Source organism: Streptomyces sp. NPDC085524, from assembly GCF_044541755.1.
Classification (GTDB): Bacteria; Actinomycetota; Actinomycetes; order Streptomycetales; family Streptomycetaceae; genus Streptomyces.
The window spans coordinates 76992-100411 of the sequence record NZ_JBITTH010000001.1; the positions used below are offsets into that span (position 1 = coordinate 76992).

The window sequence follows — 23420 nt, forward strand, 5'->3', positions numbered from 1 at the left end:
TTCCCCGCAAGCATGGGTGCTCATGAGACGGGTAGGCACGGGTGATGTCACGGCCGACGACAGGAGACGAGGACCTCGTCATGCCCCAGGACTCGCCCGCTCACCCGGCGCATTCCCCCATCACCGAGACCCTGGCCGAGGAGCTGATGCACGGCATCTGCTTCAAGACCGGCCCGCCCCGGCTGGTCGGCGCCGAGCTCGAATGGCTGCTCCTGGACGCCGAACGGCCCGGGGAGCCCGTGGCCCCGGAGCGGCTGCGGGCCGCGCACGCCGCCGCCCGCGCCCTCCCCCTCAACTCCCGGATCACCGTGGAACCCGGCGGCCAGCTGGAGTTCAGCTCGGCCCCCGCCGATTCCCTGACGGGGTGCGTGGACGGCCTCCAGTCCGACCTCACCGCCGTCAGGTCCGCCCTGCTCGACCGGGGGCTGGTCCTGCGCGGTCTCGGCCGCGACACCCGCCACCCCTGCCACAGGCTGCTGTCGAGCCCGCGCTACGACGCCATGGAGGCCTACTTCGACCGCACCGGTCCGGCCGGGCGCTCCATGATGCGCGCCTCCGCCTCCGTGCAGGTCTGCGTGGACGCGGGCCACGAGGAGCCGGGCCCCCTCGGGTACGGCCGGCGCTGGCGGCTGTCCCATCTGCTGGGTGCGGTCCTGGTGGCCGCGTTCGCCAACTCCCCCGCGCGCGAAGGTCCGTACACCGGCTGGCGCTGCTCCCGCCAGGGCGTCTGGAACGACCTGGACAGCCGCCGGACGCTCGCCCCGCCGCTGGAGGCGGAGCCGCGGGCCGGGTGGATCGCGCAGGCGCTGGACACCGAGGTGATGTGCGTACGGTCCTACGAAGGCGAGCCGTGGACGGCCCCGCACGGGATGACCTTCCGCGACTGGCTGCGCGCGGACGGCCACCCGGGGCTGCGCAGGCCCACCGCCGAGGACCTCGACTACCACCTGACCACGCTGTTCCCGCCGGTCAGGCCGCGCGGCCACCTGGAGCTGCGGATGATCGACGCGCAGCCCGGCGACGACGGCTGGCTGGTGCCGGTGGCCGTCACGCACGCACTGTTCGACGATCCGGGGGCGGCCGAGACCGCCTACCGGGCGGCGAAGGCGCTGGCGGACGCGTACGGGTCCGGGCCCGCCCCCCGCAATCCCCTCTGGCGGTCCGCCGCCCGCCACGCCCTGGCCGATCCGGAGCTGCGGACGGCCGCCACGGCCTGCTTCCGGGCGGCCGCGGAGGCACTGCCCCGGCTCGGGGCGAGCACCCACGTCCAGGACACCGTCGGCGCCTTCGCCGAGCGGTACGTCCTGCGCGGCCGATGTCCGGCCGACGACCAGCCCCAGCTCCAGCCCACCGGGAAGAAGGCCCGACAGTGACGGCAGGATCCACACCATCGCCGCGGTCCGCGGAATCCGCGCAGTCCCCGCAGTCCGCGGAAGCCCTGCGGGAGCGGGCAGCAGCCGCCCTGACCGCCGCGCGGCTGCGCACGGCCGCGCTCACCGACCCGGTGAGCGACGCGGAGCTCACCGCCCAGCACTCCCCGCTCATGTCCCCGCTCGTCTGGGACCTGGCGCACATCGGGAACATGGAGGAGCTCTGGCTGCTGCGCAACGTCGCCGGGCGCGAGGCCATGCGTCCCGAGATCGACCCGCTCTACGACGCGTTCGAGCACCCGCGCTCGGAGCGGCCGAAGCTGCCGCTGCTGGGACCCGCGGAAGCCCGGACGTACGCCTCCGAGGTGCGCGGCAGGGTCTTCGACCTGCTGGAGAGCACCCCGATGGAGGGGACGGAGCTGCTGGACTCCGGCTACGTCTTCGGGATGATCGCCCAGCACGAGCAGCAGCACGACGAAACGATGCTGATCACCCATCAGCTCCGACGGGGCGCACCGGCCCTGGCCGCACCCGATCCCTCCCCGCCGCGCGGCCCGGCACCGAGCGCCCCCGAAGTCCTGGTGCCCGGCGGACCGTTCACCATGGGCACCTCGGTGGAGCCGTGGTCGCTCGACAACGAACGGCCCGCGCACGAAAGGGACCTGGCGCCCTTCTGGATCGACACGGTCCCCGTGACGTGCGCCGATTTCCAGGAGTTCATCGCCGACGGCGGCTACCACGAGCGCCGCTGGTGGGCCCCGGAGGGCTGGGAGCAGATACGCACGCACTCCATAGAGGCCCCGCTGTTCTGGCGCAAGGAGGCCGGCCAGTGGCTGCGCCGCCGTTTCGGGGTGGACGAGCCGGTGCCGGACGAGGAGCCGGTGCTGCACGTCAGCTGGTACGAGGCCGACGCGTACGCCCGCTGGGCGGACCGGCGGCTGCCGACGGAGGCGGAGTGGGAGAAGGCCGCCCGCTTCGATCCGGCGACGGGCCGTTCGGCCCGCTACCCCTGGGGCGACGCGGATCCGACGCCCGAGCACGCCAACCTGGGCCAGCGCCATCTGCGCCCCGCCCGTGCGGGCAGCTACCCGGCCGGGGCCTCCCCGCTGGGCGTGCGCCAGCTGATCGGCGACGTGTGGGAGTGGACGTCCTCGGACTTCCTGCCGTACCCCGGGTTCCGCGCGTTCCCCTACCGGGAGTACTCGGAGGTGTTCTTCGGCCCGGAGCACAAGGTGCTGCGGGGCGGCTCCTTCGCGGTGGACCCGGTCGCCTGCCGGGGGACCTTCCGCAACTGGGACCTGCCGGTGCGCCGGCAGATCTTCTCCGGCTTCCGGACCGCGAGGGACGCCTGATGTGCCGCCACCTCGCCTATCTCGGGCCGGACGTGCCGCTCGGGAGGGTGCTGAGCGAGCCGGAGCACTCGCTGGTCCGCCAGTCCTGGGAGCCGCGCCGCCAGCGGTACGGCACCGTCAACGCGGACGGCTTCGGCGTCGGCTGGTACGCGGAGGGCGACCCGGTCCCCGCCCGCTACCGGCGGGCCGGGCCGGTCTGGGCCGACCTGGGCTTCGCCGATCTGGCCCGCGTGGTGCGCAGCGGGGCCCTGATGGCCGCCGTACGGGACGCCACGCTGGCCGGGGCCGACGGGGAGGCCGCCGCGGCGCCGTTCGCGGAGGGGCCCTGGCTGTTCAGCCACAACGGTGCGCTGCGGGACTGGCCGGCCTCGGCGGCCCCGCTCGCGGCGGGCCTGCCGCCGCAGGAGCTGCTCCGGCTGGCGGCGCGCACGGACTCGGCACTGGTCTGGGCGCTGGTCCTGCACCGGCTGCGCGCCGGGGACGACCCGGGTGCGGCGCTCTCCGAGCCGGTCCGGGAGCTGGCCACGGCCGCGCCCGGCTCCCGGCTGAACCTGCTGCTCACGGACGGCGTGACGATCGCCGCGACGGCCTGGGGCGATTCGCTCTGGTACCTGGCCGACGCATCGCTCGGGAGCACCGTGGTGGCCTCCGAACCGTACGACGACGACACCCGGTGGCGCGAAGTGCCCGACCGGACCCTGCTGACCGCAACCCGTACGCGGGTCGAGTTGACCCCGCTCAAGGAGAACTCCCCGTGAACGATTTCCAGTTGACCAGGACGCTCGACGAGCACGCCGCCGAGACGGCGCTGCGCACGGATGTGCTCAGCGGTCTGACCGGCACGCCCAAGGTGCTGCCGCCCAAGTGGTTCTACGATGCGCGGGGCAGTGAACTCTTCGAGGAGATCACCCGGCTGCCGGAGTACTACCCGACGCGCGCGGAGCGGGAGATCCTGCTGGAGCGGGCCCGGGAGATCGCCGCGGAGACCGGCGCCCGCACCCTGGTGGAGCTGGGCTCCGGGTCCTCGGAGAAGACCCGGCACCTGATCGAGGCCCTGCCCGCGCTGGACACGTACGTGCCGGTGGACGTGAGCGAGAGCGCCCTGAGGGGGGCCGCGCAGGCGCTGCTCGCGGACCATCCCGGGCTGCGGGTGCACGCGCTGCTCGCGGACTTCACGAGGGCGCTGCAGCTGCCGCAGTCCCCCGGGCCCCGCCTCGTGGTGTTCCTCGGCGGCACGATCGGGAACCTGCTGCCGCCGGAGCGGGCGGTGTTCCTGGCGTCCGTACGGGCGATGCTGTCGCCCGGGGACGCGCTGCTGATGGGCACGGACCTGGTGAAGGACGAGGCCGTGCTGGTGGCGGCGTACGACGACTCGCGGGGCGTGACGGCCGAGTTCAACAAGAACGTGCTCGCCGTCATCGACCGGGAGCTGGGCGCGGACTTCCACACCGCCGACTTCGCGCACGTGGCGGTGTGGAACCGGGAGCAGGAGTGGATCGAGATGCGGCTGCGGGCCCGGTCGGAGGTGCTGGTGAAGATCCGGGCGCTGGATCTGGTGGTGCCGTTCGCGGCGGGCGAGGAGATCCTGACGGAGGTCTCCGCGAAGTTCCGTCAGGAAGGGGTGCGCAAGGAACTGGCCGCTGCCGGGCTTGAGTTGACCCATTGGTGGACGGACGCCGCGGGGCGCTTCGCGCTCTCCCTGTCGGTGGCCGACGGGGTCGTCGCCGACTCCCGGGCCGCCGCCTGAGCGGGAATGCCGGGCAGCACGGTGCGGCCTGAGGCGGCCGTGACGGCCCGCTGAGCCGCCGCTGCGAGGTCCCGCCGGTCCGTGTACCGGCCCGGCGGGATCCGCGGCAGCAGCCTGACCTCGGCCCGTACGCCGCGGGCCCGGGCGATCCGCCACAGCGAGGCGGTGAGCGGGTCGTCCCCGACGAAGGCGGGCGCCCCGGCGAGCGATCCGTCGTCGTACAGGTACGACAGGCGCACGGGCTGTACGGGTACCCGGGCGTCCAGGGCCGACTGGAAGGCGGCCCTGCGGAAGGTGCCCTGGGCGCGCCCGCACCACGTGGAGCCCTCGGGGAAGACGGTGACCCGGTCGCCGGCCAGCAGGGCGCGGGTGACGGCGCGGACGGTGCCGGGCAGGGCGCGGATCCGGTCGCGTTCGATGAACAGGGTCCCGGCCCGCCCGGTGAGGGGGCCGAGCACCGGCCAGCCGCGGATGTCGCTCTTGGCCAGCATCCGGCAGGGCACGGCGGCGGCCACGAGGGGGATGTCGAGCCAGGAGATGTGGTTGGGGGTGAGGAGCCGGCCGCCGTCCGGGCCGGGACTCCCGTGCACGGTGATCCGTATGCCGAAGGCCCTTACCAGCGCCCTCGCCCAGGCCCGCACCAGCGCGTGGCGGGGGCCGGCCGGCAGCAGCCGGACCGGCGCGGCGGCCAGGATCCCGGCGAGGAGCACACCGGCCGCCAGGGCGAGCCGGAGCACGGCGTGCGGGACGCTCGCAGCGGCGCCCTCGTGGCCGGCGCAGGCCTCGGGGGTGCAGGGCGAGGTGGGCAGCCAGACGCTCATGCGCCCGGGACGAGCGAGAGGAAGTGCTTGAGGTAGCGCGGATTGGTGCGGCGCAGGGAGAGCAGCACGTAGAGGTCCGTGCAGCCGAATTCGACGTCGAGCGCGGGCTCGCCGCAGACCCAGGCACCGAGGCGCAGGTAGCCGCGCAGCAGCGGGGGCAGTTCCATGCGGGCGGGGAATTCGATGCCCTCGGGGCTCCACGGGTTGTGGGGCGTGACCCGGTACTCCCCGGGGGCCAGCGCGCGGGCCAGGGCGGCTTCGCGGGTGGCGGCGGCCAGCACCCCGCCGTCGGCGAGCGGGATCGAACAGCAGCCGGCGAGCCAGTTGTGGCCGGAGCGGTCCATGTAGCGGGCGAGGCCGGCCCAGATGAGGGCGATGACGGCGCCGTTGCGGTGGTCGGGGTGGACGCAGGAGCGGCCGACCTCGACGAGGTCCGGGCGGATGGGGGCGAGGGCGGACAGGTCGAACTCGCCCTCGGAGTAGAGGCGGCCCGCGACGGCGGCGCGCTCCGGGGGCAGCAGCCGGTAGGTGCCGACGACCTGTTCGGTCACCTCCTCGACGACGAGGAGGTGGTCGCAGTAGGAGTCGAAGGCATCGATGTCGAGGCCCGGCTCGGGGCTGTTCAGGCGGGCTCCGAGCTCGCCTGCGAAGACCTGGTGGCGCAGTCGCTGGGCGGCGCGCACCTCGGCCTCGTCGCGGGCGAGGCGTACGGCGTAGCGGGGGCCGGGGGCGGCGGGGACGCCGGGGGCGGGGAGGGGGGCCGGGGGGAGGATGGGCGGAGACAGGGGTGCGATCGTCATGGCGGCTCCTGATCCGGGCGCGGAGGGCCGGGCCGGCAGGTGTGCGGCCTGGCTCCTTTACTTCTTCCGTGACCGGCTGGATTCGACATGACAGCGCAGCGGCAGTTGGATGTGCTCCCGCTGAACTCGGCGGGAGCGACCCGGCCCGACGCGCGCTCGGCGCCCGCTCGACGCCCCCTCAGCGGTCCGAGCTGAGGACCCTGCTGATCTCCTCGGAGGCCGTACGGGCCGCCTGCTTGGGGTCCCGGCCGGTGAGCACGGCCGTCATGAAGGGCTTGATCGGGTTCTTCCCCTCGACCTCGGCCCAGCGGGCCGACTTGGGGGTCGCCCGGCCCTGTGCGGCGCCGGGGGCCATGGTGGCGGCGCCCTCGTTGCCCTCGACCACATGGGCGAGGGTGGTCTTGTTCGGTACGTAGCCCATCGCCCGGGCGAGCTCGGTCTGCCACTTCTCGCTGACCAGCGCCGTGATCACGTCCACGGCGCCCCGGCGGTTCCCCGTGCGCTCCGGGATGATCAGGTCGGAACCGCCGGTGAACACGGAGCCGACCTTGTCGGAGGTCTTCCCCGGGATCGGGAAGAAGCCGATCTTCCCCTTGAGCGCCGGATTGGCGGCCTCGATCGCGGCGGCCTGGCTGGGCGGGGCGATGATCTGGGCGACCTGGCCGCGGGCGAAGACCTCCGACTGCGGGGGCGTCTCCTCGTCGGCGTCCTTCGGACCGTCGCCCAGGGCCTGCAGCTGCTTGTAGAACTCCATCCCGGCCAGGGCCTTCTCGTCGTCGAGGGTGCCGACCCACTGGCCGCTGGTCTCGACGGCGAGTTCGCCGCCCTCGTCCCAGACGAATCCGGCGAGGACGTACCAGTTCTGCCCGGCGAGGTAGATGCCCTGCTGGCCGCCCTTGTCGAGCTTCTGGGTGGCCTGGATCCACTCCTGCCGGTTCTTGGGCGGGACCTTGACGCCCGCGTTCGCGAAGAGGTCCTTGTTGTAGATGACCACGCGGTTGGCGGCGTACCAGGGGATGCCGTACTGGGCGCCGTTGACGCTGCCCGGGTCGGAGAGGCCCTTGAGCCAGTCCTTGCTCCCCCATTCGCGCAGTCCCTCGAGGGTGAGTTCCTCGATGCCGCCGTTCTCGATGTACTGGGCCACCTGGGTGTTGCCGACCTCGATGACGTCGGCGCTCTCCTCGGCCTTGCCGTCGAGCACGGCGTCGACCTTCTTGCCGATGCCCGTCCATTCCTGGATCTTCACCTCCAGGTCGGTGCCGGGGTGCTCCTTCTCGAACGAGTCGGTGAACCGGGCGATGAACTCGTCGGAGGCGCTGCCCTTCATCAGCCAGAGCGTCACTTTCCGAGGCCCTCCCGCCGATCCTGCCGACTGGCTGCAGCCCGCGACGGCGGCACAGACCAGGAGGGCGGTGGACACGGCGAGGAAGCGTCTCTTCACGAAGGTCACCTTCAGGGGCTCGGCGTCTCGGCTGGCGTCTCGGATGGCTCGAAATTGGCATAGACCAATGAGCCGGTCAAGGGGCTTGTGCCGGTGACTGTTCGCCCAAAGTTCGCGGAGCCGGACTTACTGGGGCACCGTAGAACCAGGCAAAAGCCACCACCTGTCGGGAGACGTCCATGTCCAACCACACGTACCGGGTGACCGAAATCGTCGGCACCTCTCACGAGGGCATCGATCAGGCCATCCGCAACGGAGTGGCCCGCGCGGGCCAGACCCTCAGAAATCTGGACTGGTTCGAGGTCGTCCAGGTACGCGGGCACATCGAGAACGGGGAGATCGCCCACTACCAGGTGGGGCTCAAGGTCGGCTTCCGCCTCGACGGCGAGGACTGAACGCAGGGCCCCTGCCGCCGGCCGGCACCCCCCGGGCTCAGGTCCGGCCCTCGTCCTCCTGGGCCGACTTGAGCTCGGGCGCGTCCGCCGCCCAGTCCGCCAGGACCACCCGGAAGCCCGCCGCACGGGCGGCCTGGCACACCAGCTCGTCGTCGTCCACGAGCATCCGCACCGCGCGGCCCCGGGCGAGCCGCCCCAGCACCTCCAGCTTGGTCGTCCGCGCCGGCCGCCGGTCCTGGTTCCCGCGCATCCACAGCCGCCCCTCGGGCAGCCCGTGCCGGGCGAGCCAGTCGACCGTGTCCGCCCGGCACCGCTCGGGGCGACCCGTCAGGTACACGACCTCGCAGTCGGCGGCGCTCTCCACGGCCAGGTCCACCCCTCGGCGCAGCGGCGGGTCGGCCGGGGCCGCGCCGAAGAAGCCGTTCCAGTCGCGGGGCCGCCGCTCCAGGAAGTGCTGGCGGTGGCCGGTGTCGGCGAGCGTGTTGTCGATGTCGAAAACGGCAAGTTGCCGAGAAGCGTTCTCACTCATCCCGCCACCCTAGGCCGGGGAATCCTCACGCCTCCCCCGCGTTGTGACCTGTGTGATCCGAAAAGTCTCCATACTCGACCGGTCCCGCACCCGCGAAGGCCACCCCGCCCCCGGCGCCCTGCGGGACACCGTGGAGCTGGCCCGTGCCGCCGAGCGGCTCGGCTACCACCGCTTCTGGGTCTCCGAGCACCACAGCGTGCCCGGGGTCGCCGGCTCGGCGCCGACCGTCCTGGCCGCCGCGGTCGCCGCGGCCACCGGGCGGATCCGCGTCGGCACGGGCGGGGTGATGCTGCCCAACCACCAGCCGCTGGTTGTCGCGGAGCAGTTCGGGGTACTGGAGTCCCTCTTCCCCGGCAGGATCGACATGGGCCTCGGCCGCTCCGTCGGCTTCACCACCGGCATCCGGCGGGCGCTGGGCCGCGACACGGGCGACGCGGACCGCTTCGAGGAGCAGCTGACCGAGCTGCTGGGCTGGCTGGACGGCACCCAGCGGACCCACCCCGAGGTGCACGCCCGCCCCGCGGAGGGCCTGCACGTCCCGGCCTACGTGCTGGCCACCGGCGAGGGGGCCGGGATCGCCGCCCGGGCGGGCCTTCCGCTGGTGGTGGGCGACCTGCGGACCCGCGGCAGGGTCGCGGAGATCATCGAGACGTACCGCAAGGAGTTCCGCCCCTCCGCCCGCCGCACGGAGCCGTACGTGGTGGTCTCCGGGACGGTGGCGGTCGCGGCCAGCGCGGAGGAGGCCCGGCGCATCCTGGTCCCGGAGGCCTGGTCCCTCGCGCACTCCCGCACCCGCGGCAGCTTCCCGCCGCTGCGGCCGGCCGAGGAGGTCGAGGCCATGGAGATGGGCCCGAAGGAGCGGGAGCTGTACGAGGGCGCCCTGACCGGCCACGTCCACGGCACGGAGGAACAGGTCGCGGCGCAGCTGAACGAGGTGGCGGAGCAGACCGGGGCGGACGAACTGCTGGTCACCACGTCCACGTACGACCGCACGGCGCTGCTCGACTCCTTCGAACGCCTGGCCCGTGTGGCCGGGCTCTGAAGCCCGCGGGGCCGGGCTCTAAACTGGGGCGAATGCACCAGTCGCACCAGTCCCCCGCGCCCCACGCCCACCGCGACCCCTTCGTACGGGTCCGCGGCGCCAGGGAGCACAACCTGCGCGGGGTCGACGTGGACCTCCCGCGCGACGCGCTGACCGTGTTCACCGGGGTCTCCGGGTCCGGTAAGAGCTCGCTCGCCTTCGGCACGCTCTACGCCGAGGCGCAGCGGCGGTACTTCGAGTCGGTGGCGCCGTACGCCCGGCGGCTGATCCACCAGATCGGCGCCCCGAAGGTGGACTCCGTCACCGGACTGCCCCCGGCCGTCTCGCTGGAGCAGCGGCGCTCCTCCCCCGGGTCGCGTTCCTCGGTCGGCACGGTGACCATGCTCTCCAACTCCCTGCGCATGCTGTACTCGCGCGCCGGGAGTTACCCGCCGGGTGCGGAGCGGCTCGACTCGGACGCCTTTTCGCCCAACACCGCCGCCGGGGCCTGCACTTCGTGCCACGGGCTCGGCCGGATCCACCGCACGAGCGAGGAACTGCTGGTTCCCGACCCTGCGCTGTCGATCCGTCAGGGGGCCATTGCCGCCTGGCCGGGGGCCTGGCAGGGCAAGAACCTGCGGGACGTCCTGGAAGCGCTCGGGCACGACGTGGACCGGCCGTGGCGGGAGCTGCCGGCGAAGGAGCGCGAGTGGATCCTGTTCACCGAGGAGCAGCCGGTGGTGACCGTGCACCCGGTGCGGGAGGCCGATCGGATCCAGCGGCCGTACCAGGGCACGTACATGAGCGCCCACCGCTATGTGATGCGGACCTTCGCGGACAGCAAGAGCGCCACCCTGCGGGCCCGGGCGGAGAAGTTCCTCGCCGACTCCCCGTGCCCGGCGTGCGGGGGACGGCGGCTGCGGCCGGAGGCCCTGGCGGTGACCTTCGCGGGGTACGGGATCGCCGCGCTCGCGGCCATGTCCCTTTCGGAACTGGACGGCGTACTCGCCGCCGCGCCTGCGGAGGGGGAGGCGGCACGGGTGCTCTCCGGGGACCTGCGCTCGCGGATCGGGCCCGTCGTCGAGCTGGGGCTCGGCTACCTGAGCCTGGACCGCGCCGCGCCCACCCTGTCCGCGGGCGAGCTGCAGCGGCTGCGGCTGGCGACGCAGCTTCGGTCGGGGCTGTTCGGGGTGGTGTACGTGCTGGACGAGCCGTCGGCGGGGCTGCACCCGGCCGACACCGAGGCGCTGCTCGGCGTACTGGACCGGCTGAAGGAGGCCGGGAACACGGTGTTCGTCGTGGAGCACCACCTCGACGTGGTGCGGCACGCGGACTGGCTGGTGGACGTGGGGCCGCTGGCCGGGGAGCACGGCGGGCAGGTGCTGTACAGCGGGCCGCCGCAGGCGCTGGCCGGGGTCGCGGGGTCGGCGACCGCCCGGCACCTGTTCGCGGAGCGCGCTGCCTCCCGCGAGCGGCCGGTGCGCGGCTCCACGGGCTCGGTGCGGCTCGAGGGCGTCGGGCTGCACAACCTGCATGACGTCACGGCCGAGTTCCCGCTGGGCGTGTTCACGGCGGTGACCGGGGTGTCGGGGTCGGGGAAGTCCACGCTGGTCGGGCAGGCCCTGGCCCGGGGGGTCGGGGAGCGGCTCGCGGAGCCCGAGTTCCCCGTACGGCGGCTGGTGGAGGTGGACCAGAAGCCCATCGGGCGGACCCCGCGGTCCAACCTGGCCACGTACACCGGCCTGTTCGACGTGGTGCGGCGGCTGTTCACGGCCGCGCCGGAGTCCAGGGCGCGGGGCTGGAAGGCCGGCCGGTTCTCCTTCAACGTGGCGGGCGGCCGGTGCGAGACCTGCCAGGGCGAAGGGTTCGTCTCGGTGGAGCTGCTGTTCCTGCCGAGCACCTACGCCCCGTGCCCCGAGTGCGGCGGCGCCCGGTACAACGCCGAGACCCTCCAGGTCCGTTACGCGGGGCTGAACATCGCGGAGGTGCTCGGCCTGACCGTGGAGGCGGCGGCCGGCTTCTTCGAGGGGGTTCCGGCGGCGGCGCGCAGCCTGCGGGCGCTGCAGGACATCGGGCTGGGGTACCTGCGGCTGGGGCAGCCGGCGACGGAGCTGTCGGGCGGCGAGGCGCAGCGGATCAAGCTGGCCACGGAGCTCCAGCGGCTGCGCCGGGACCACACGCTGTACCTGCTGGACGAGCCGACGACGGGGCTGCACCCGGCCGATGTACGGGTGCTGCTGCGGCAGTTGCACGGGCTGGTGGACGCGGGGCACTCGGTGGTGGTCGTGGAACACGACATGGAGGTGGTGGCGGGCGCGGACTGGGTGATCGACCTGGGCCCGGGCGGCGGCACGGACGGCGGCCGGATCCTCGCGGCGGGCACTCCGGCCCAGGTGGCCGCGTCAGGCCTGGGCCGCACGGCCCCCTACCTCGCCCGGGCTCTGCGGGACCAGGGCGCCGCCTTCGGGCCTTCCGGTCCCGGACCGTCTCGCTGAACCGGACGAAGGCGGCAGCGGAGCGGCCTGGACGGTCAGCCCTGCGCGGGACCGTCTCCTGTCCACGGCTCTGACTCTGCCGTCGCGTGCCACCCGAGAGTCAAGCCGGGGGCCCGTCTACGCGTCGCCCGCCAGGAGGTGCTGCGGCAGTTCGCGAAAGCTCCACCGGCCCCGGCTGCGGGTGAACATCCAGACGAGGTCGTAGCGGTCGGGCCAGGCCGCGGGGAGTCCGAGCACCCGGTCGGCGCCGAGGGCGCGGACCAGGCGGGGGACGCCGGTGTGCTCCCAGCAGACCAGCACGGGCATCGGGGCGGCCAGCACGGCGCGTGCGAGGGCCGGTTCGGCGCCGGGGGCGAACCCGGTGCGTACCGAGGTGTGCAGGGCGGTGGCCAGCGCGGCCACGGTCTGCTTGCAGCGGGCGGGCGTGCCCGCCTTGCCGCCGCCGGCCGCGAAGACGGCGCCGGGGCGGGGCAGGGCCCCGCCGCGGGCGGGTGCGAAGAGCCGGGGGAGCTCTTCGGCCCGCCGCCAGCCGCGGCCGGCCAGCGAGCCGGGGTCGTCCTCGCCCTCCTCGTCCGTGCCGGAGTCGCCGGCGTACGGCTTCTCCGCGTGCCGGATCACCATGACCAGGGCGTCCTTCGCCCCGGCCTGCGGGCCCGGCGCCGGGCCGGGCCCCGGGCCCCGGGCGGGATCCTCCGCGGAGCAGCCGGCCACCGCCAGCGGCGCGAGGGCGGCGGCCAGTACGGCTCGTCGGCGCGGTCCGGACCCGGCGGTGCGAGGTGGCATGGCGCCCACTGTCCCCGACCCGCGGCGGGCGCCGGGGGCGCGGCGCGGCGCACGGCCCGTACGAGCGCCCGGTCGGCGGATCGGGTCAGCCGGTCGGCCCAGGCCGGGGGCTCGTACGGGGGTGTGCGGGAGCGGGGAGCGGTCAGCCCTTGCGGACCGCGCGCAGCCACTCCTTGTTCATCGCGGCGATCGACGGGAGCGGTATGCCCTTGGGGCAGGCCGTGGCGCACTCGCCGGTCAGGGTGCAGCCGCCGAAGCCCTCCTCGTCCATCCGGGCGACCATGTCCAGGACCCGGGTCTCCCGCTCCGGCGAGCCCTGCGGCAGCACGTTGAGGTGGTTGACCTTGGCGGAGGTGAACAGCATCGCGGAGCCGTTGGGGCAGGCCGCCACGCATGCCCCGCAGCCGATGCACTCGGCGTGCTCGAAGGCGTAGTCCGCGTCGGCCTTGGGCACGGCGGTGGCGTGCGCCTCGGGGGCGGCGCCGGTGGGGGCGGTGATGTAGCCGCCGGCCTGGATGATGCGGTCGAAGGCGCCCCGGTCGACGACGAGGTCCTTGACCACCGGGAAGGCGGCGGCCCGCCAGGGCTCGACGTCGATGGTGTCGCCGTCGGCGAAGGACCGCATGTGCAGCTGGCAGGTGGTGGTGCGCTCCGGGCCGTGCGCGTCGCCGTTGATGACGAGGCTGCAGGCGCCGCAGATGCCCTCGCGGCAGTCGTGGTCGAAGGCGACCGGGTCCTCGCCGCGCAGGATGAGGTCCTCGTTGAGGGTGTCGAGCATCTCCAGGAAGGACATGTCCTCGGAGATCCCGTCGACCTCGTACGAGGCCATGTGGCCGGGGGCGTCGGCGCCGCGCTGGCGCCAGACGCGCAGGGTGAGCTTCATGCGTAGCTCCGCTGGGTGGGGTGGACGTACTCGAAGACGAGGTCTTCCTTGTGCAGGACGGGGGCGGCGCCGGTGGCCGTGAACTCCCAGGCCGCCGCGTACGAGAACTCCTCGTCGCGCCGCTCGGCCTCCCCGTCGGCGGTCTGGGACTCCTCGCGGAAGTGGCCGCCGCAGGACTCCTCGCGGTGCAGGGCGTCGAGGCACATCAGCTCGGCGAGCTCGAGGTAGTCGACGATCCGGTTGGCCTTCTCCAGCGACTGGTTGAACTCCTCGCCGCTGCCGGGGACCTTGATGCGCCGCCAGAACTCCTCGCGGATCTGCGGGATCCGGTCGAGTGCCTTGCGCAGGCCCTCGTCGGTTCGGGCCATCCCGCAGTACTCCCACATGAGTTCGCCGATCTCCCGGTGGAAGGAGTCGGGCGTGCGGTCCCCGTCGACGGCGAGCAGCCGGGCGAGCCGCTCGCGGGTCTCGCGTACGACAGCCACGGCCTCGGGGTGGGTGTCGTCCACGGTCTCCTGGTGCGGGTGCCTGGCCAGGTAGTCGTTGATCGTGGAGGGGAGCACGAAGTAGCCGTCGGCGAGGCCCTGCATCAGCGCGGAGGCGCCGAGGCGGTTGGCCCCGTGGTCGGAGAAGTTGGCCTCGCCGATCGCGAAGAGGCCGGGGACGGTGGTCTGGAGGTCGTAGTCGACCCACAGGCCGCCCATCGTGTAGTGCACGGCGGGGTAGATCCGCATGGGGACCTCGTACGGGTTGTCCGCGGTGATCCGCTCGTACATCTCGAAAAGGTTGCCGTACTTCTCGGCGACCTTGTCGCGGCCCATGCGGCGGATGGCGTCGGCGAAGTCGAGGTAGACGCCCTGGCCGCCGGGGCCGACGCCGCGGCCCTCGTCGCAGACGTTCTTGGCGGCGCGGGAGGCGATGTCGCGGGGCACGAGGTTGCCGAAGGAGGGGTAGATCCGCTCCAGGTAGTAGTCGCGTTCCGCTTCGGGGATCTCGGCGGCGGGGCGGGTGTCGCCCTTGGCCTTGGGGACCCAGATGCGGCCGTCGTTGCGCAGGGACTCGCTCATCAGGGTGAGCTTGGACTGGTGGTCGCCGGTGCGCGGGATGCAGGTGGGGTGGATCTGGGTGAAGCAGGGGTTGGCGAAGTAGGCGCCGCGCCGGTGCGCCCGCCAGACGGCGGTCGCGTTGGAGTTCATGGCGTTGGTGGAGAGGTAGAAGACGTTGCCGTAGCCGCCGCTCGCCAGGACCACCGCATCGGCGTAGTGCGTGGAGATCTCGCCGGTGATCAGGTCGCGGGCGACGATCCCGCGGGCGACTCCGCCGACGACGACCAGGTCGAGCATCTCGGTGCGGGCGTGCATCTCCACGTTGCCGGCGGCGATCTGCCGGGACAGCGCCTGATAGGCGCCGAGGAGGAGCTGCTGGCCCGTCTGGCCGCGGGCGTAGAAGGTCCGGGAGACCTGGACGCCGCCGAAGGAGCGGGTGTCGAGGAGGCCGCCGTACTCGCGGGCGAAGGGGACGCCCTGGGCCACGCACTGGTCGATGATCTCGACGGAGATCTGGGCGAGGCGGTGGACGTTGGACTCACGGGCGCGGAAGTCGCCGCCCTTGACGGTGTCGTAGAAGAGGCGGTGCACGGAGTCACCGTCGTTGCGGTAGTTCTTGGCGGCGTTGATGCCGCCCTGGGCGGCGATGGAATGGGCTCGGCGCGGGGAGTCGCTGAAGCAGAACTGGACGACGTTGTAGCCCTGCTCGGCGAGAGTCGCGCCGGCGGCACCGCCCGCCAGGCCGGTGCCGACGACGATCACGGTGTGCTTGCGGCGGTTGGCCGGGTTGACCAGCTTGGCCTCGAAGCGACGGCGGTCCCAGCGCTCCGCGACGGGGCCCGCGGGGGCCTTGGTGTCGCGGAGGGGTTCGCCGGTGGTGTGGTTGGCGTAGTGCGGGTGCTGCTCGTGGTCGCTCATGGTCAGTTCACCACTCCGGTCATGACGGCGACGGGGACGGACACGAACCCCGCGAAGAGGACGAGGGCGAGGGTGTTCGCGAGGATCTTCAGCGCCCGGTCGCGGCGGGCGTTGCCGGCGCCGAGGGTCTGGGCGGCGCTCCAGAAGCCGTGCCGGATGTGCAGTCCGAGGGCGGCCATCGCCACGATGTAGATCGTGTTGCCGTACCAGGTGGAGAAGGTGGCGAGGACGTTCTGGTAGGGGTGCCCGGCCCAGGCGCGCTCGTTGACGGTGAGCGTGGTGAGGTCGAGCAGGTGCCACACGATGAAGAGGGCGAGGATGACGCCGCCCCAGCGCATGGTGCGGGTGGCGTAGCTCGCGCGGCGGCGCTTGTGGGCGTACTTGACCGGGCGCGCCTTGATGTCGCGGCGGCTGAGCTGGTACGCGGACACGGCGTGGGCGACGACCGCGGCGAGCAGGACGACGCGGACGATCCACAGGGCCCACTCGTGGTGGAGGAAGGGCTCACCGAGGGTCCGGAGCCAGTGCGCGTAGCCGTTGAACTCGTCCGCCCCGAAGAAGATCTTGAGGTTGCCGAGCATGTGCACGACGAGGTATCCGAGCATGATCAGCCCGGAGACCGCCATGACGGTCTTCTTTCCGATGGTGGAGCCCCAGAAGGTCGGCGGCTTGGGGCCGCCGGTCCGGGTCCGCGTTGCCAGAGCCATGTGATTGAAGGTAGGGACGAAGGACCCGAAAGGTCCAAGACATGATGTCGGTCATCTTGATAGACATGGACTATGCAATTCCAGCAGCTCCTGTACTTCGTCGCCGTCGCCGAGACCCGCCACTTCACCCGGGCCGCGGAGCAGGTGCACGTGGCCCAGCCCTCGCTGTCCCAGCAGATCAAGGCGCTCGAGCGGGAGCTGGGGGCCGAGCTCTTCAGCCGGGCGCGGGGCAACATCTCGCTCACCGACGCGGGTGAGGCCCTGCTGCCGCTGGCCCGGCGGATCCTCGCGGACGCGGACACCGCGCGGCGGGAGGTGCAGGAGCTGGCGCAGCTGCGGCGCGGGCGGATCCGGCTGGGGGCCACGCCGAGCGTGTGCACGGGCCTGCTGCCGAACGTGCTGCGCGCCTTCCACACGGCCCATCCGGGGATCGAGCTGCTGATCGAGGAGAGCGGGTCGCTGGACCTCGTACGGGAACTCGCGCGCGGGGTCCTGGACCTGGCCCTGATCGCACTGCCGCTGCCGCCCTCCGCCCCGGCGCTGACCACGGTGGAGCTGCTGACGGAGGACCTGGTGGTGGTCTCGTCCGCGGACCTCCCGCCCCCGGCGGGCGGCGGCGAGCTGACCATCGCCGACCTGCGCGAGGAACCCATGGTGATGTTCCGCCACGGCTACGACCTGCGGGACCTGACGGTGGGGGCGTGCCGGGCGGCGGGCTTCGAGCCGGTGTTCACGGTGGAGGGCGGGGAGATGGACGCGGTCCTCGGCTTCGTCCGGGCCGGGCTGGGCATCGCAGTGGTCCCGAACATGGTCGTGGAACACGCCGGTCCGGGCCTGCGCGCCACCCGCCTCGCGGGCTCCCCGCTGCGCCGCACCATCGCCCTGGCACACCGCACGGACGTGGCACCCCCGCGGGCGGCGCGCGAACTGAAGCGCATCCTGGTCGACTGAGGCCCCCTCACGGCACGGCACGGCGCGCCCCACGCCGCTCACGGCCCTCCCGAGCACCACGCGAACCGGCGGCGCCGGGGCGGGGGTTGGGCATCCGGCCACGGGACCGGGGCGGGTCCGGATATCCGGCCACCCTCGGCCGGGTCCGGGGCCGGGACCAGAACCAGGACCGGGCCCACGGGCCGGGACCGGGGTGTCGGCACGGGCCCCATCCTGCACAGCCGGTGGTCGGCCGTCGCCGGGGTTCCGGCGAGCAGGGTCGCGCCGAAGCCACACCCGGCGGAGGCCGCCCCCTGGCCGAGGCCGGCCTCGCAGGGCCGCACCGGTGGGCGGGCCGCCGGTCCGGCCCACTCGCCGGTCCGGCCCGCTGGCCAACGCGGATCGGTCCGCCGACGCGCGTCGGGTCAGCGGCCGGGCCCGGGCGGGAGGACGGAGCCGGGCGGGAGGTCGGGGTCCGGGGCCGCGCTCGCCGCGCGCTCTCTCAGCCGCTTCTTGTCGGGTTTGCCACGGCCCGTCAGGGGGATCTCCCGTTCCCAGAACACGACGGTCGGCCGGTGCGCCGGGGCCAGTTCGCGCTCGACGAGCGCGCTGGCCTCGGCGGCGGCCGCGCCGCTCGGCGCGTACCCGGGGGTCGGGACGAGGAACGCGCAGACCTCCTCGCCGGTGAGCATGCTGGGGCGTCCGACGACCACCGCCTGCGCCACGGCGGGATGCCGCGCGAGTGACGCCTCGACCGGCAGGCAGTAGATGTTGGCGCCGTCGACGATCACGACGTCCTTCACCCGGTCGTCGAGGTAGAGGTAGCCGCCGTCGCCCACGTGCCCCACGTCCCCGGTGCGCAGCCACCCTTCCCGCAGCACCTCGGCCGACAGCCCGGGCTGGTTCCAGTAGCCGGCCATCACCGTCTCCGACCGGACCCATACTTCGCCGCGGTGCCCGGAGGGCAGTACGCCGCCCCGCCCGTCCCGCACCTGGAGCTCCACCCCCGCGACGGGCCGCCCCACGGACGCCAGGAGTTCGGGCCGGCCGGCCACCGCCGCGTCGTGGTCGGCGGGGGTGAGCCGGCAGATCACCGCCGCCTCGTTCGTCCCGTAGCCCTGCCGCCACCGCACGCCCCAGCGGGCCACCGCCTCGCGCAGGCGGGCCGGGAGGACGGGCGAGGCCCCGTACGAGACGGCCTCCAGCCCCGGGATCCCCCCGGCGGTCGCCGGATCGTCCAGCAGCCGGTAGATCATCGGGGGCGTCAGGTACGTCGACACCCGCCCCAGACGCCGGCAGGCAGCCGCGAACTCCCGCGGCCCGAACGGGTCGAGGATCTCCACCCGTCCCCCGGCCCGCAGCTGCTCCAGGCACCGCCCGCCTGACCGCTGGGCCAGGGTGGTGACCGAGAGGTACACCGACTCGGTCCACCCTGCCCCGCGGCGGCCGTCCCGCGCGGCCATCGCGCCGAAGGTCGAGGCCACGCCCTTGGGCCGCCCCGTGGTCCCCCCGGTGTACAGCACACGGCCGATGTCGCTCTCCCGCGCCCGCACCGGTACCTCGTCAGCCTCCCGACGGGCGGCCGCCGCGAGGAGCCCGTCCATGCCGAGCCGCGGCGCACCCGTGTCCGGCACCGGGACGTCGTGCACCACCAGCGCGGGACGGCAGTCCCGCAGGATGAACTCCACGCCGTGGATGGCCGGACCGCCCACGACCGGGGTCAACCGTGCGCCCAGCACGTGTGCGGCGAGTCTCACCAGCAGGGCCTCCGGCCGGTTGCCGCCGGTGACGCAGGCCAGCCCCGCACCCCGCCCGACACCGGAGTCGGCCAGCACCCCGGCCAGCCGGTACACGGCGTCGAGCGCCTCCGAGAAGCGCAGGACGTCTTTCCCGGCCCCGATCGCCGGCCGGTCCCCGTAGCGCTCCAAAGCGCCGATCAGTTCGGCGACATATCTGGCGACCATGCAACACCCGCTTCCGCGAACCGGCTTCGCGTCGACCCCGCCGACCGTCGTCAGGAGGGTATGAGCGGCCCGAGGGTCCGGTCGAGCCCGTCGGCCAGCATGGCGAAGGCCTGGTCGGCCTCGGCGACGGCAGCCGGATAGGCCTCGTCGGCGCTCTGTCCGGCGGAGAGCCGGCGCCAGTTCGCCCGGCCCAGCTCATGGCGGACGGCCACCAGGTGCAGGGCTGCCAGCCGGGCGCTGAACGGAGCGACCGACTCGGCTTCCAGGGCCTCCGCGAGAAGTTCCACCTCGCGCGCCGTGTAGTGGGCGATCCGGGTCTCCAGGCTGGCGGTGGAGTACAGCAGCCCCTGGAAGGCGAGGACGTCCGGATGGTCGCAGAGCCCGGTGATCGGATCGCGCTCGGCGAGGGCCGCCAGGAAGTGCTCGCGGACGGCCCGCACCGGCGTCCGGTCCGCCGGACGGTCGCGCACGATGCGCGCCACCTCGTCCTGATGGTCGGCGAACCGGTCCAGGACCAGGTCCTCCTTGCTCTGGAAGTACCGGAACAAGGTGGGCTTGGAGACTTCGGCCGCGGCGGCGACATCGGCCACCGACACGGCGTCGAAGCCGCGCTCGAGGAAGAGCTCGAGCGCAGTGGCCGCCAGCTGCTGCCGCGTGCGCTGCTTCTTGCTCTCGCGCAGACCAGTGCGCGGACCCGTCGTGTTCTCCATGACGCCAGCATAGCACGAAATCATGACCGGGTTAATTTCATTACCGGGTTGCATTTCTGTCTCGGTTGCGTTTTCCTTGACCCATCGAGGCATCGAGGCATCGACGGCCCGAGGAGACGAGAGGACACTGCGATGACCGACGTACTGATCGTGGGCTCCGGCCCCACCGGACTCGCCCTGGCGTGCGAACTGGCCTTGGGCGGCGCCGCCGTCCGCGTGCTCGAGGCGCGCTCCGGACCCCATCGCGAGTCCCGCGGCAAGGGCCTGACCCCGGACAGCCTGGGGGTGCTCGCCGGACTCGGTGCCGCCGAGCAGCTGGAGGCCGTCGGGACGCGGGGCGTGGTCCTGCGGAAGTACTTCGACGGCGAGCACGTCACCGACACCCCGACGGTGGGCGACGGCATCCTCATCGGCCAGTGGCAGGTGGAGGAAGAACTCCGGCGGCGGCTCGCCGGCCTGGGCGTCCGGGTCGAGTACGCATCCGCGGTCACGGAGATCGAACAGGACGGGATGGGGGTCACCGCCGCGCTCGCGGACGGCCGTTCGGTCCGCGCCGGGTACGCCGCCGGGTGCGACGGCGGCCACAGCTCGGTCCGCAGACTCCTCGGGATCCCCTTCGAGGGGCGCACGGACGAGGCGGAGACGATGGTGCTCGGGGACGTGCGGGCGCCCGGGCTGAGCCGCGCGTACTGGCACCAGTGGTTCACTTCGGAGGGCGGCGGGATACTCCTCTGCCCGATGCCGGGGACCGACACCTTCCAGCTCCAGGGCTCACCGGAGCTCACCGGGAGCGGCGAGCCCCTGCCGCCTTCGCTGGAGGGCTTCCAGAGGCTCTTCGACCGGCACGCCAGGGTCCCCGGGATCCGCCTCGCGGACCCCACCTGGCTCTCGGCCTGGCGGGTGAACGTCCGCATGGCCACCCGGATGCGCGAGGGCCGGGTCTTCCTCGCCGGGGACGCCGCGCACGTGCACCCCATAGCCGGCGGCCTGGGCATGAACACCGGGATACAGGATGCGGCCGCCCTCGGCCGGATCCTGCTCCGCGCCCTCTCCGGCCCGGCCGCGGACGGCGTGCTCGACGCGTACGAGGCCGAACGCCTTCCGGAGGCCGCCCGCGTGCTGGCCGACACCACCGAGCGGCACGAGCGGGTGCTGGCCGCCGTGCGCGAGCCGGGCCGCGGCACCGAGGCGGGCATGGACTGACCCGCCGGGCCGGCGTCAGGGGGAGGAGGGCGCGGCGTCCGAGAGGGAGAGGGTGTGGATGCGGTCGGGGGCGCCGGGGCGGGCGTAGTACCAGCCCTGGGCGGTGTCGCAGCCGAGGGCGCGCAGCTGGGCGGCCTGGGCTCCGGTCTCCACGCCCTCCACGGTCACGGCGAGTTCGAGGCTGTGGGCGAGGGCGACGATGCCCTCCACGATCTTGACGTCGACGGGGTTGGCGGGGCTCTGCTGCATCCCCTTGGTGAAGGAGCGGTCCAGCTTCAGGACGCTGACGGGGAGGCGGCGCAGATTGGCCAGGTTCGAGTAGCCGGTGCCGAAGTCGTCGAGCGCGATGTCCACCCCCAGCGCGGCGAGCCGGCGCAGCGGTTCGAGGAGTTCGTCGTCGGCTCCTATGAGGGCCGATTCGGTCACCTCGAGGCACAGTGCGCCGGGAGCCAGGCCGGACTTCTCCAGCACCGCCACGGTGTCGGCGACCAGCCCGGGGTGGTGCAGCTGCGTCGGCGAGAGGTTGACGTTGATCCGCAGGGAGGCGCCGCCGCGCTGGGACTGCCAGTTGCGGGCCTGGCGGACGGACTCCTCCAGGACCCAGCGGCCGAGCGGCACGATCAGGCCGGTCCGTTCGGCGAGCGGGATGAAGCGGTCCGGGCCCAGCACCCCGTACTGCGGGTGCGACCAGCGCACCAGCGCCTCGGCGCCGTGGACGGTGCCGTCGTGCATGTGCACCAGCGGCTGGTACTCGATGAAGAACTCGCCGCGCTCCAGCGCCGCGGGCAGTGCGTTGGTCAGTCCGTGCCGGGTGATTGCGCGGGCGTCCGCCTCCGCGTCGGCGAACTCGAAGCGGTTGCCGCCGGCGGCCTTGGCCCGGTACATCGTGATGTCGGCGCTGCGCAGCACCTCCGCCGCGGTGCGTTCCTTGACGCTGCCCTCGACGATGCCGATGCTGCCGCGCACGGTCAGCTCGCGGCCGTCGAGCCGGATCGGCGTGGACAGGGCGGACAGGATCCGGACCGCGAGGTCCGTCACCTTCTGCTCGGTGTCACAGCCCGTGGTCAGCGCGACGAACTCGTCGCCGCCGAGCCGGGCGACGACCTCGCCGGGGCCGGTGGCGCAGCTCTGCAGCCGGTCCGCGACCTCCACCAGCAGCCGGTCCCCCGCTGAATGGCCGAGGCTGTCGTTGACCGCCTTGAAGCCGTCCAGGTCCAGGTAGCACAGCCCGAAGCGGTCGCCGCCGGAGCCGTTCAGCGCCTTCTCCAGCCGTTCGAAGAACAGCGTCCGGTTGGGCAGCCCGGTCAGCGCGTCGTGGGTGGCCTCGTAGCGCAGGCGCAGGTTCAGCAGCCGGCGTTCGGTGGTGTCCTCCATCAGCGCCAGCTGGTACTGCGGCTCGCCCTCGGCGTCGCGCAGCAGCGACACCGTCAGGTTGGTCCACAGCACGGTCCCGTCGTGCCGGTAGTACGGCTTCTCGACGCGGAAGCTCTCGCGCTCGCCGCGCACCAGCTCCCCGTGCATCCGCCACACGTGCGGGGTGTCGTCGGGGTGGCCCCACTCGCTGACCTTCCGGTCCCTGACGTGCCCCTCCAGGCCGCCGAACATCTGCAGCAGCGCGTCGTTGACCTCCAGGATGTTCCCTTCCAGGTCGGCGATGCCGATGCCGACGGCCGCCCCCTCGAAGACCGCCCGGAAGCGCGCCTCGCTGGCGTGCAGGGCCTGCTGGGCATCGGTGCGTGCCGTCAGCGCGGAACGGGCGATGGACTCCTGCTCCCGGAGGGTGCGCTCGCGCAGGGCGCGGGCGTACCCCGCCGCGACCCCGTGCTGGAGACGGGCGCAGCGGGCCCGGTACTCCTCCGTCGAACCGCCGGCTCCGTCGGCTCCGCCGCAGTAGAGCACCAGGTAGGACTCGATGACGCCGAGGGTGCCGGCCAGGGCCTCCGGGTCGGTGCAGTGCACGGCCACGAGTTCGGCTCCCACCCGCTGGGCCGCCGAGGCGTCGAAGGAGCGGGCGTGCAGGGCCTCGGTGAGGATGCGGGTGAGCGGTACGAGATGCCGTTCGAACTCGGGGCGGGTCAGGGAGGTCGCGGTGACCGGGAAGATCGCCCGGCCCCAGATGGTCGCGAAGCGGCCGATCCGGTCCTCGAGGCCGCCCGTCGGGGACACCCCGGAGGCGGCCGGTCCCTGGCCGGCCGCTCCCGGCGTCACGGCCGCGGGAGGCTCCGCCGGTTCGCAGGCGGGCATGCCGGATGCGGACGCACCGGACTCGCGGGCCGATGCACCCGGCTGCCTCGGGGCCGGCATC

The 23420-nt window shown here is 73.4% G+C and carries 19 protein-coding genes and 1 pseudogene; 9 read left to right on the plus strand and 11 right to left on the minus strand.

The window, feature by feature from the left end; genetic code table 11:
• Nucleotides 1-80: 80 nt before the first annotated feature.
• Genes egtA through egtD form a run of 4 tightly spaced genes read left to right on the plus strand, consistent with a single transcriptional unit; the run spans nt 81 to nt 4469 of the window.
• A complete protein-coding gene (egtA, locus tag ACIGFK_RS00385) occupies nt 81-1373 on the plus strand; it encodes an ergothioneine biosynthesis glutamate--cysteine ligase EgtA (protein ID WP_376655179.1) in 1293 nt (430 codons plus the stop codon).
• Entirely contained in the window at nt 1370-2722 is a 1353-nt protein-coding gene (gene egtB / locus ACIGFK_RS00390) for an ergothioneine biosynthesis protein EgtB (RefSeq protein WP_386466625.1), read from the plus strand. The genes egtA and egtB overlap by 4 nt, the downstream gene beginning before the upstream one ends.
• Nucleotides 2722-3480, plus strand: coding sequence for an ergothioneine biosynthesis protein EgtC (gene egtC / locus ACIGFK_RS00395; protein WP_400050043.1), 759 nt, complete (start codon nt 2722-2724; stop codon nt 3478-3480). The genes egtB and egtC overlap by 1 nt, the downstream gene beginning before the upstream one ends.
• A complete protein-coding gene (gene egtD, locus ACIGFK_RS00400; protein ID WP_376655121.1) occupies nt 3477-4469 on the plus strand; it encodes an L-histidine N(alpha)-methyltransferase in 993 nt (330 codons plus the stop codon). The genes egtC and egtD overlap by 4 nt, the downstream gene beginning before the upstream one ends.
• A gap of 290 nt (nt 4470-4759) precedes the next feature.
• Here egtD and ACIGFK_RS00405 read toward each other — a convergent pair.
• From ACIGFK_RS00405 to ACIGFK_RS00415, 3 genes and pseudogenes are all read right to left on the minus strand, one after another.
• Nucleotides 4760-5290: pseudogene (locus ACIGFK_RS00405) on the minus strand (lysophospholipid acyltransferase family protein); the annotation flags it as partial.
• Entirely contained in the window at nt 5287-6090 is an 804-nt protein-coding gene (locus ACIGFK_RS00410) for a GNAT family N-acetyltransferase (RefSeq protein ID WP_400050044.1), read from the minus strand. The gene ACIGFK_RS00410 and the pseudogene ACIGFK_RS00405, both read right to left, overlap by 4 nt.
• A gap of 178 nt (nt 6091-6268) precedes the next feature.
• Complete coding sequence (locus tag ACIGFK_RS00415) at nt 6269-7531, minus strand: extracellular solute-binding protein (protein WP_400050045.1); 1263 nt, start codon at nt 7529-7531, stop codon at nt 6269-6271.
• 179 nt (nt 7532-7710) lie between these two features.
• Here ACIGFK_RS00415 and ACIGFK_RS00420 point away from each other — a divergent pair, with 179 nt between their 5' ends.
• Nucleotides 7711-7926 carry a dodecin gene (locus tag ACIGFK_RS00420; RefSeq protein WP_365176828.1) on the plus strand — a complete coding sequence of 72 codons (216 nt, stop codon included), beginning with the start codon at nt 7711-7713 and terminating at the stop codon, nt 7924-7926.
• Between the two features lie 37 nt (nt 7927-7963).
• Here the strand turns inward: ACIGFK_RS00420 and ACIGFK_RS00425 are convergent, their stop codons facing one another.
• Complete coding sequence (locus tag ACIGFK_RS00425; RefSeq protein WP_376655118.1) at nt 7964-8455, minus strand: hypothetical protein; 492 nt, start codon at nt 8453-8455, stop codon at nt 7964-7966.
• Nucleotides 8456-8507: 52 nt separating this feature from the next.
• Between ACIGFK_RS00425 and ACIGFK_RS00430 the strand changes: the two genes are divergently transcribed.
• Complete coding sequence (locus tag ACIGFK_RS00430; RefSeq protein ID WP_400050046.1) at nt 8508-9497, plus strand: MsnO8 family LLM class oxidoreductase; 990 nt, start codon at nt 8508-8510, stop codon at nt 9495-9497.
• Nucleotides 9498-9529: 32 nt separating this feature from the next.
• Complete coding sequence (locus ACIGFK_RS00435; protein ID WP_400050047.1) at nt 9530-11971, plus strand: ABC transporter; 2442 nt, start codon at nt 9530-9532, stop codon at nt 11969-11971.
• Between the two features lie 117 nt (nt 11972-12088).
• Here ACIGFK_RS00435 and ACIGFK_RS00440 read toward each other — a convergent pair whose 3' ends face one another.
• The 4 genes from ACIGFK_RS00440 to ACIGFK_RS00455 all read right to left on the minus strand — a co-directional run bounded on the left by ACIGFK_RS00440 (nt 12089) and on the right by ACIGFK_RS00455 (nt 16308).
• Nucleotides 12089-12754, minus strand: a complete 666-nt coding sequence (locus ACIGFK_RS00440) for a hypothetical protein (protein ID WP_400050048.1) — start codon at nt 12752-12754, stop codon at nt 12089-12091.
• Nucleotides 12755-12896: 142 nt separating this feature from the next.
• The gene (locus ACIGFK_RS00445; protein ID WP_376655114.1) at nt 12897-13637 is read right to left on the minus strand and encodes a succinate dehydrogenase/fumarate reductase iron-sulfur subunit; all 741 of its coding nucleotides are present in this window, start codon (nt 13635-13637) and stop codon (nt 12897-12899) included.
• Nucleotides 13634-15601, minus strand: a complete 1968-nt coding sequence (locus ACIGFK_RS00450; RefSeq protein ID WP_400050049.1) for a fumarate reductase/succinate dehydrogenase flavoprotein subunit — start codon at nt 15599-15601, stop codon at nt 13634-13636. The genes ACIGFK_RS00445 and ACIGFK_RS00450 overlap by 4 nt, the downstream gene beginning before the upstream one ends.
• 2 nt (nt 15602-15603) lie before the next feature.
• Entirely contained in the window at nt 15604-16308 is a 705-nt protein-coding gene (locus ACIGFK_RS00455; protein WP_376655112.1) for a succinate dehydrogenase, read from the minus strand.
• Between the two features lie 72 nt (nt 16309-16380).
• Here ACIGFK_RS00455 and ACIGFK_RS00460 point away from each other — a divergent pair, with 72 nt between their 5' ends.
• Nucleotides 16381-17259 (plus strand): LysR family transcriptional regulator, encoded by an 879-nt coding sequence (locus ACIGFK_RS00460; protein ID WP_376655111.1) that lies wholly within the window; start codon nt 16381-16383, stop codon nt 17257-17259.
• A gap of 404 nt (nt 17260-17663) precedes the next feature.
• Here ACIGFK_RS00460 and ACIGFK_RS00465 read toward each other — a convergent pair whose 3' ends face one another.
• Entirely contained in the window at nt 17664-19202 is a 1539-nt protein-coding gene (locus ACIGFK_RS00465) for an AMP-binding protein (protein ID WP_400050050.1), read from the minus strand.
• 50 nt (nt 19203-19252) lie between these two features.
• Complete coding sequence (locus ACIGFK_RS00470; protein ID WP_376655109.1) at nt 19253-19912, minus strand: TetR/AcrR family transcriptional regulator; 660 nt, start codon at nt 19910-19912, stop codon at nt 19253-19255.
• A 132-nt stretch (nt 19913-20044) separates the two neighbouring features.
• Here ACIGFK_RS00470 and ACIGFK_RS00475 point away from each other — a divergent pair, with 132 nt between their 5' ends.
• Complete coding sequence (locus ACIGFK_RS00475) at nt 20045-21115, plus strand: FAD-dependent monooxygenase (RefSeq protein WP_400050051.1); 1071 nt, start codon at nt 20045-20047, stop codon at nt 21113-21115.
• Nucleotides 21116-21130: 15 nt separating this feature from the next.
• Here the strand turns inward: ACIGFK_RS00475 and ACIGFK_RS00480 are convergent, their stop codons facing one another.
• Nucleotides 21131-23359, minus strand: coding sequence for a putative bifunctional diguanylate cyclase/phosphodiesterase (locus ACIGFK_RS00480; protein WP_376655107.1), 2229 nt, complete (start codon nt 23357-23359; stop codon nt 21131-21133).
• Nucleotides 23360-23420: the final 61 nt, after the last annotated feature.

What these genes read in the sequence shown, in the direction of transcription:
- egtA (WP_376655179.1), top strand. Translation starts at nt 81, where the DNA reads ATGCCCCAGGACTCGCCCGCTCACCCGGCGCATTCCCCCATCACCGAG.
- egtC (WP_400050043.1), top strand. Translation starts at nt 2,722, where the DNA reads ATGTGCCGCCACCTCGCCTATCTCGGGCCGGACGTGCCGCTCGGGAGG.
- ACIGFK_RS00410 (WP_400050044.1), bottom strand. Translation starts at nt 6,090, where the DNA reads ATGACGATCGCACCCCTGTCTCCGCCCATCCTCCCCCCGGCCCCCCTC.
- ACIGFK_RS00420 (WP_365176828.1), top strand. Translation starts at nt 7,711, where the DNA reads ATGTCCAACCACACGTACCGGGTGACCGAAATCGTCGGCACCTCTCAC.
- ACIGFK_RS00425 (WP_376655118.1), bottom strand. Translation starts at nt 8,455, where the DNA reads ATGAGTGAGAACGCTTCTCGGCAACTTGCCGTTTTCGACATCGACAAC.
- ACIGFK_RS00435 (WP_400050047.1), top strand. Translation starts at nt 9,530, where the DNA reads ATGCACCAGTCGCACCAGTCCCCCGCGCCCCACGCCCACCGCGACCCC.
- ACIGFK_RS00440 (WP_400050048.1), bottom strand. Translation starts at nt 12,754, where the DNA reads ATGCCACCTCGCACCGCCGGGTCCGGACCGCGCCGACGAGCCGTACTG.
- ACIGFK_RS00445 (WP_376655114.1), bottom strand. Translation starts at nt 13,637, where the DNA reads ATGAAGCTCACCCTGCGCGTCTGGCGCCAGCGCGGCGCCGACGCCCCC.
- ACIGFK_RS00450 (WP_400050049.1), bottom strand. Translation starts at nt 15,601, where the DNA reads ATGAGCGACCACGAGCAGCACCCGCACTACGCCAACCACACCACCGGC.
- ACIGFK_RS00455 (WP_376655112.1), bottom strand. Translation starts at nt 16,308, where the DNA reads ATGGCTCTGGCAACGCGGACCCGGACCGGCGGCCCCAAGCCGCCGACC.
- ACIGFK_RS00460 (WP_376655111.1), top strand. Translation starts at nt 16,381, where the DNA reads ATGCAATTCCAGCAGCTCCTGTACTTCGTCGCCGTCGCCGAGACCCGC.
- ACIGFK_RS00465 (WP_400050050.1), bottom strand. Translation starts at nt 19,202, where the DNA reads ATGGTCGCCAGATATGTCGCCGAACTGATCGGCGCTTTGGAGCGCTAC.
- ACIGFK_RS00470 (WP_376655109.1), bottom strand. Translation starts at nt 19,912, where the DNA reads ATGGAGAACACGACGGGTCCGCGCACTGGTCTGCGCGAGAGCAAGAAG.
- ACIGFK_RS00475 (WP_400050051.1), top strand. Translation starts at nt 20,045, where the DNA reads ATGACCGACGTACTGATCGTGGGCTCCGGCCCCACCGGACTCGCCCTG.
- ACIGFK_RS00480 (WP_376655107.1), bottom strand. Translation starts at nt 23,359, where the DNA reads ATGCCCGCCTGCGAACCGGCGGAGCCTCCCGCGGCCGTGACGCCGGGA.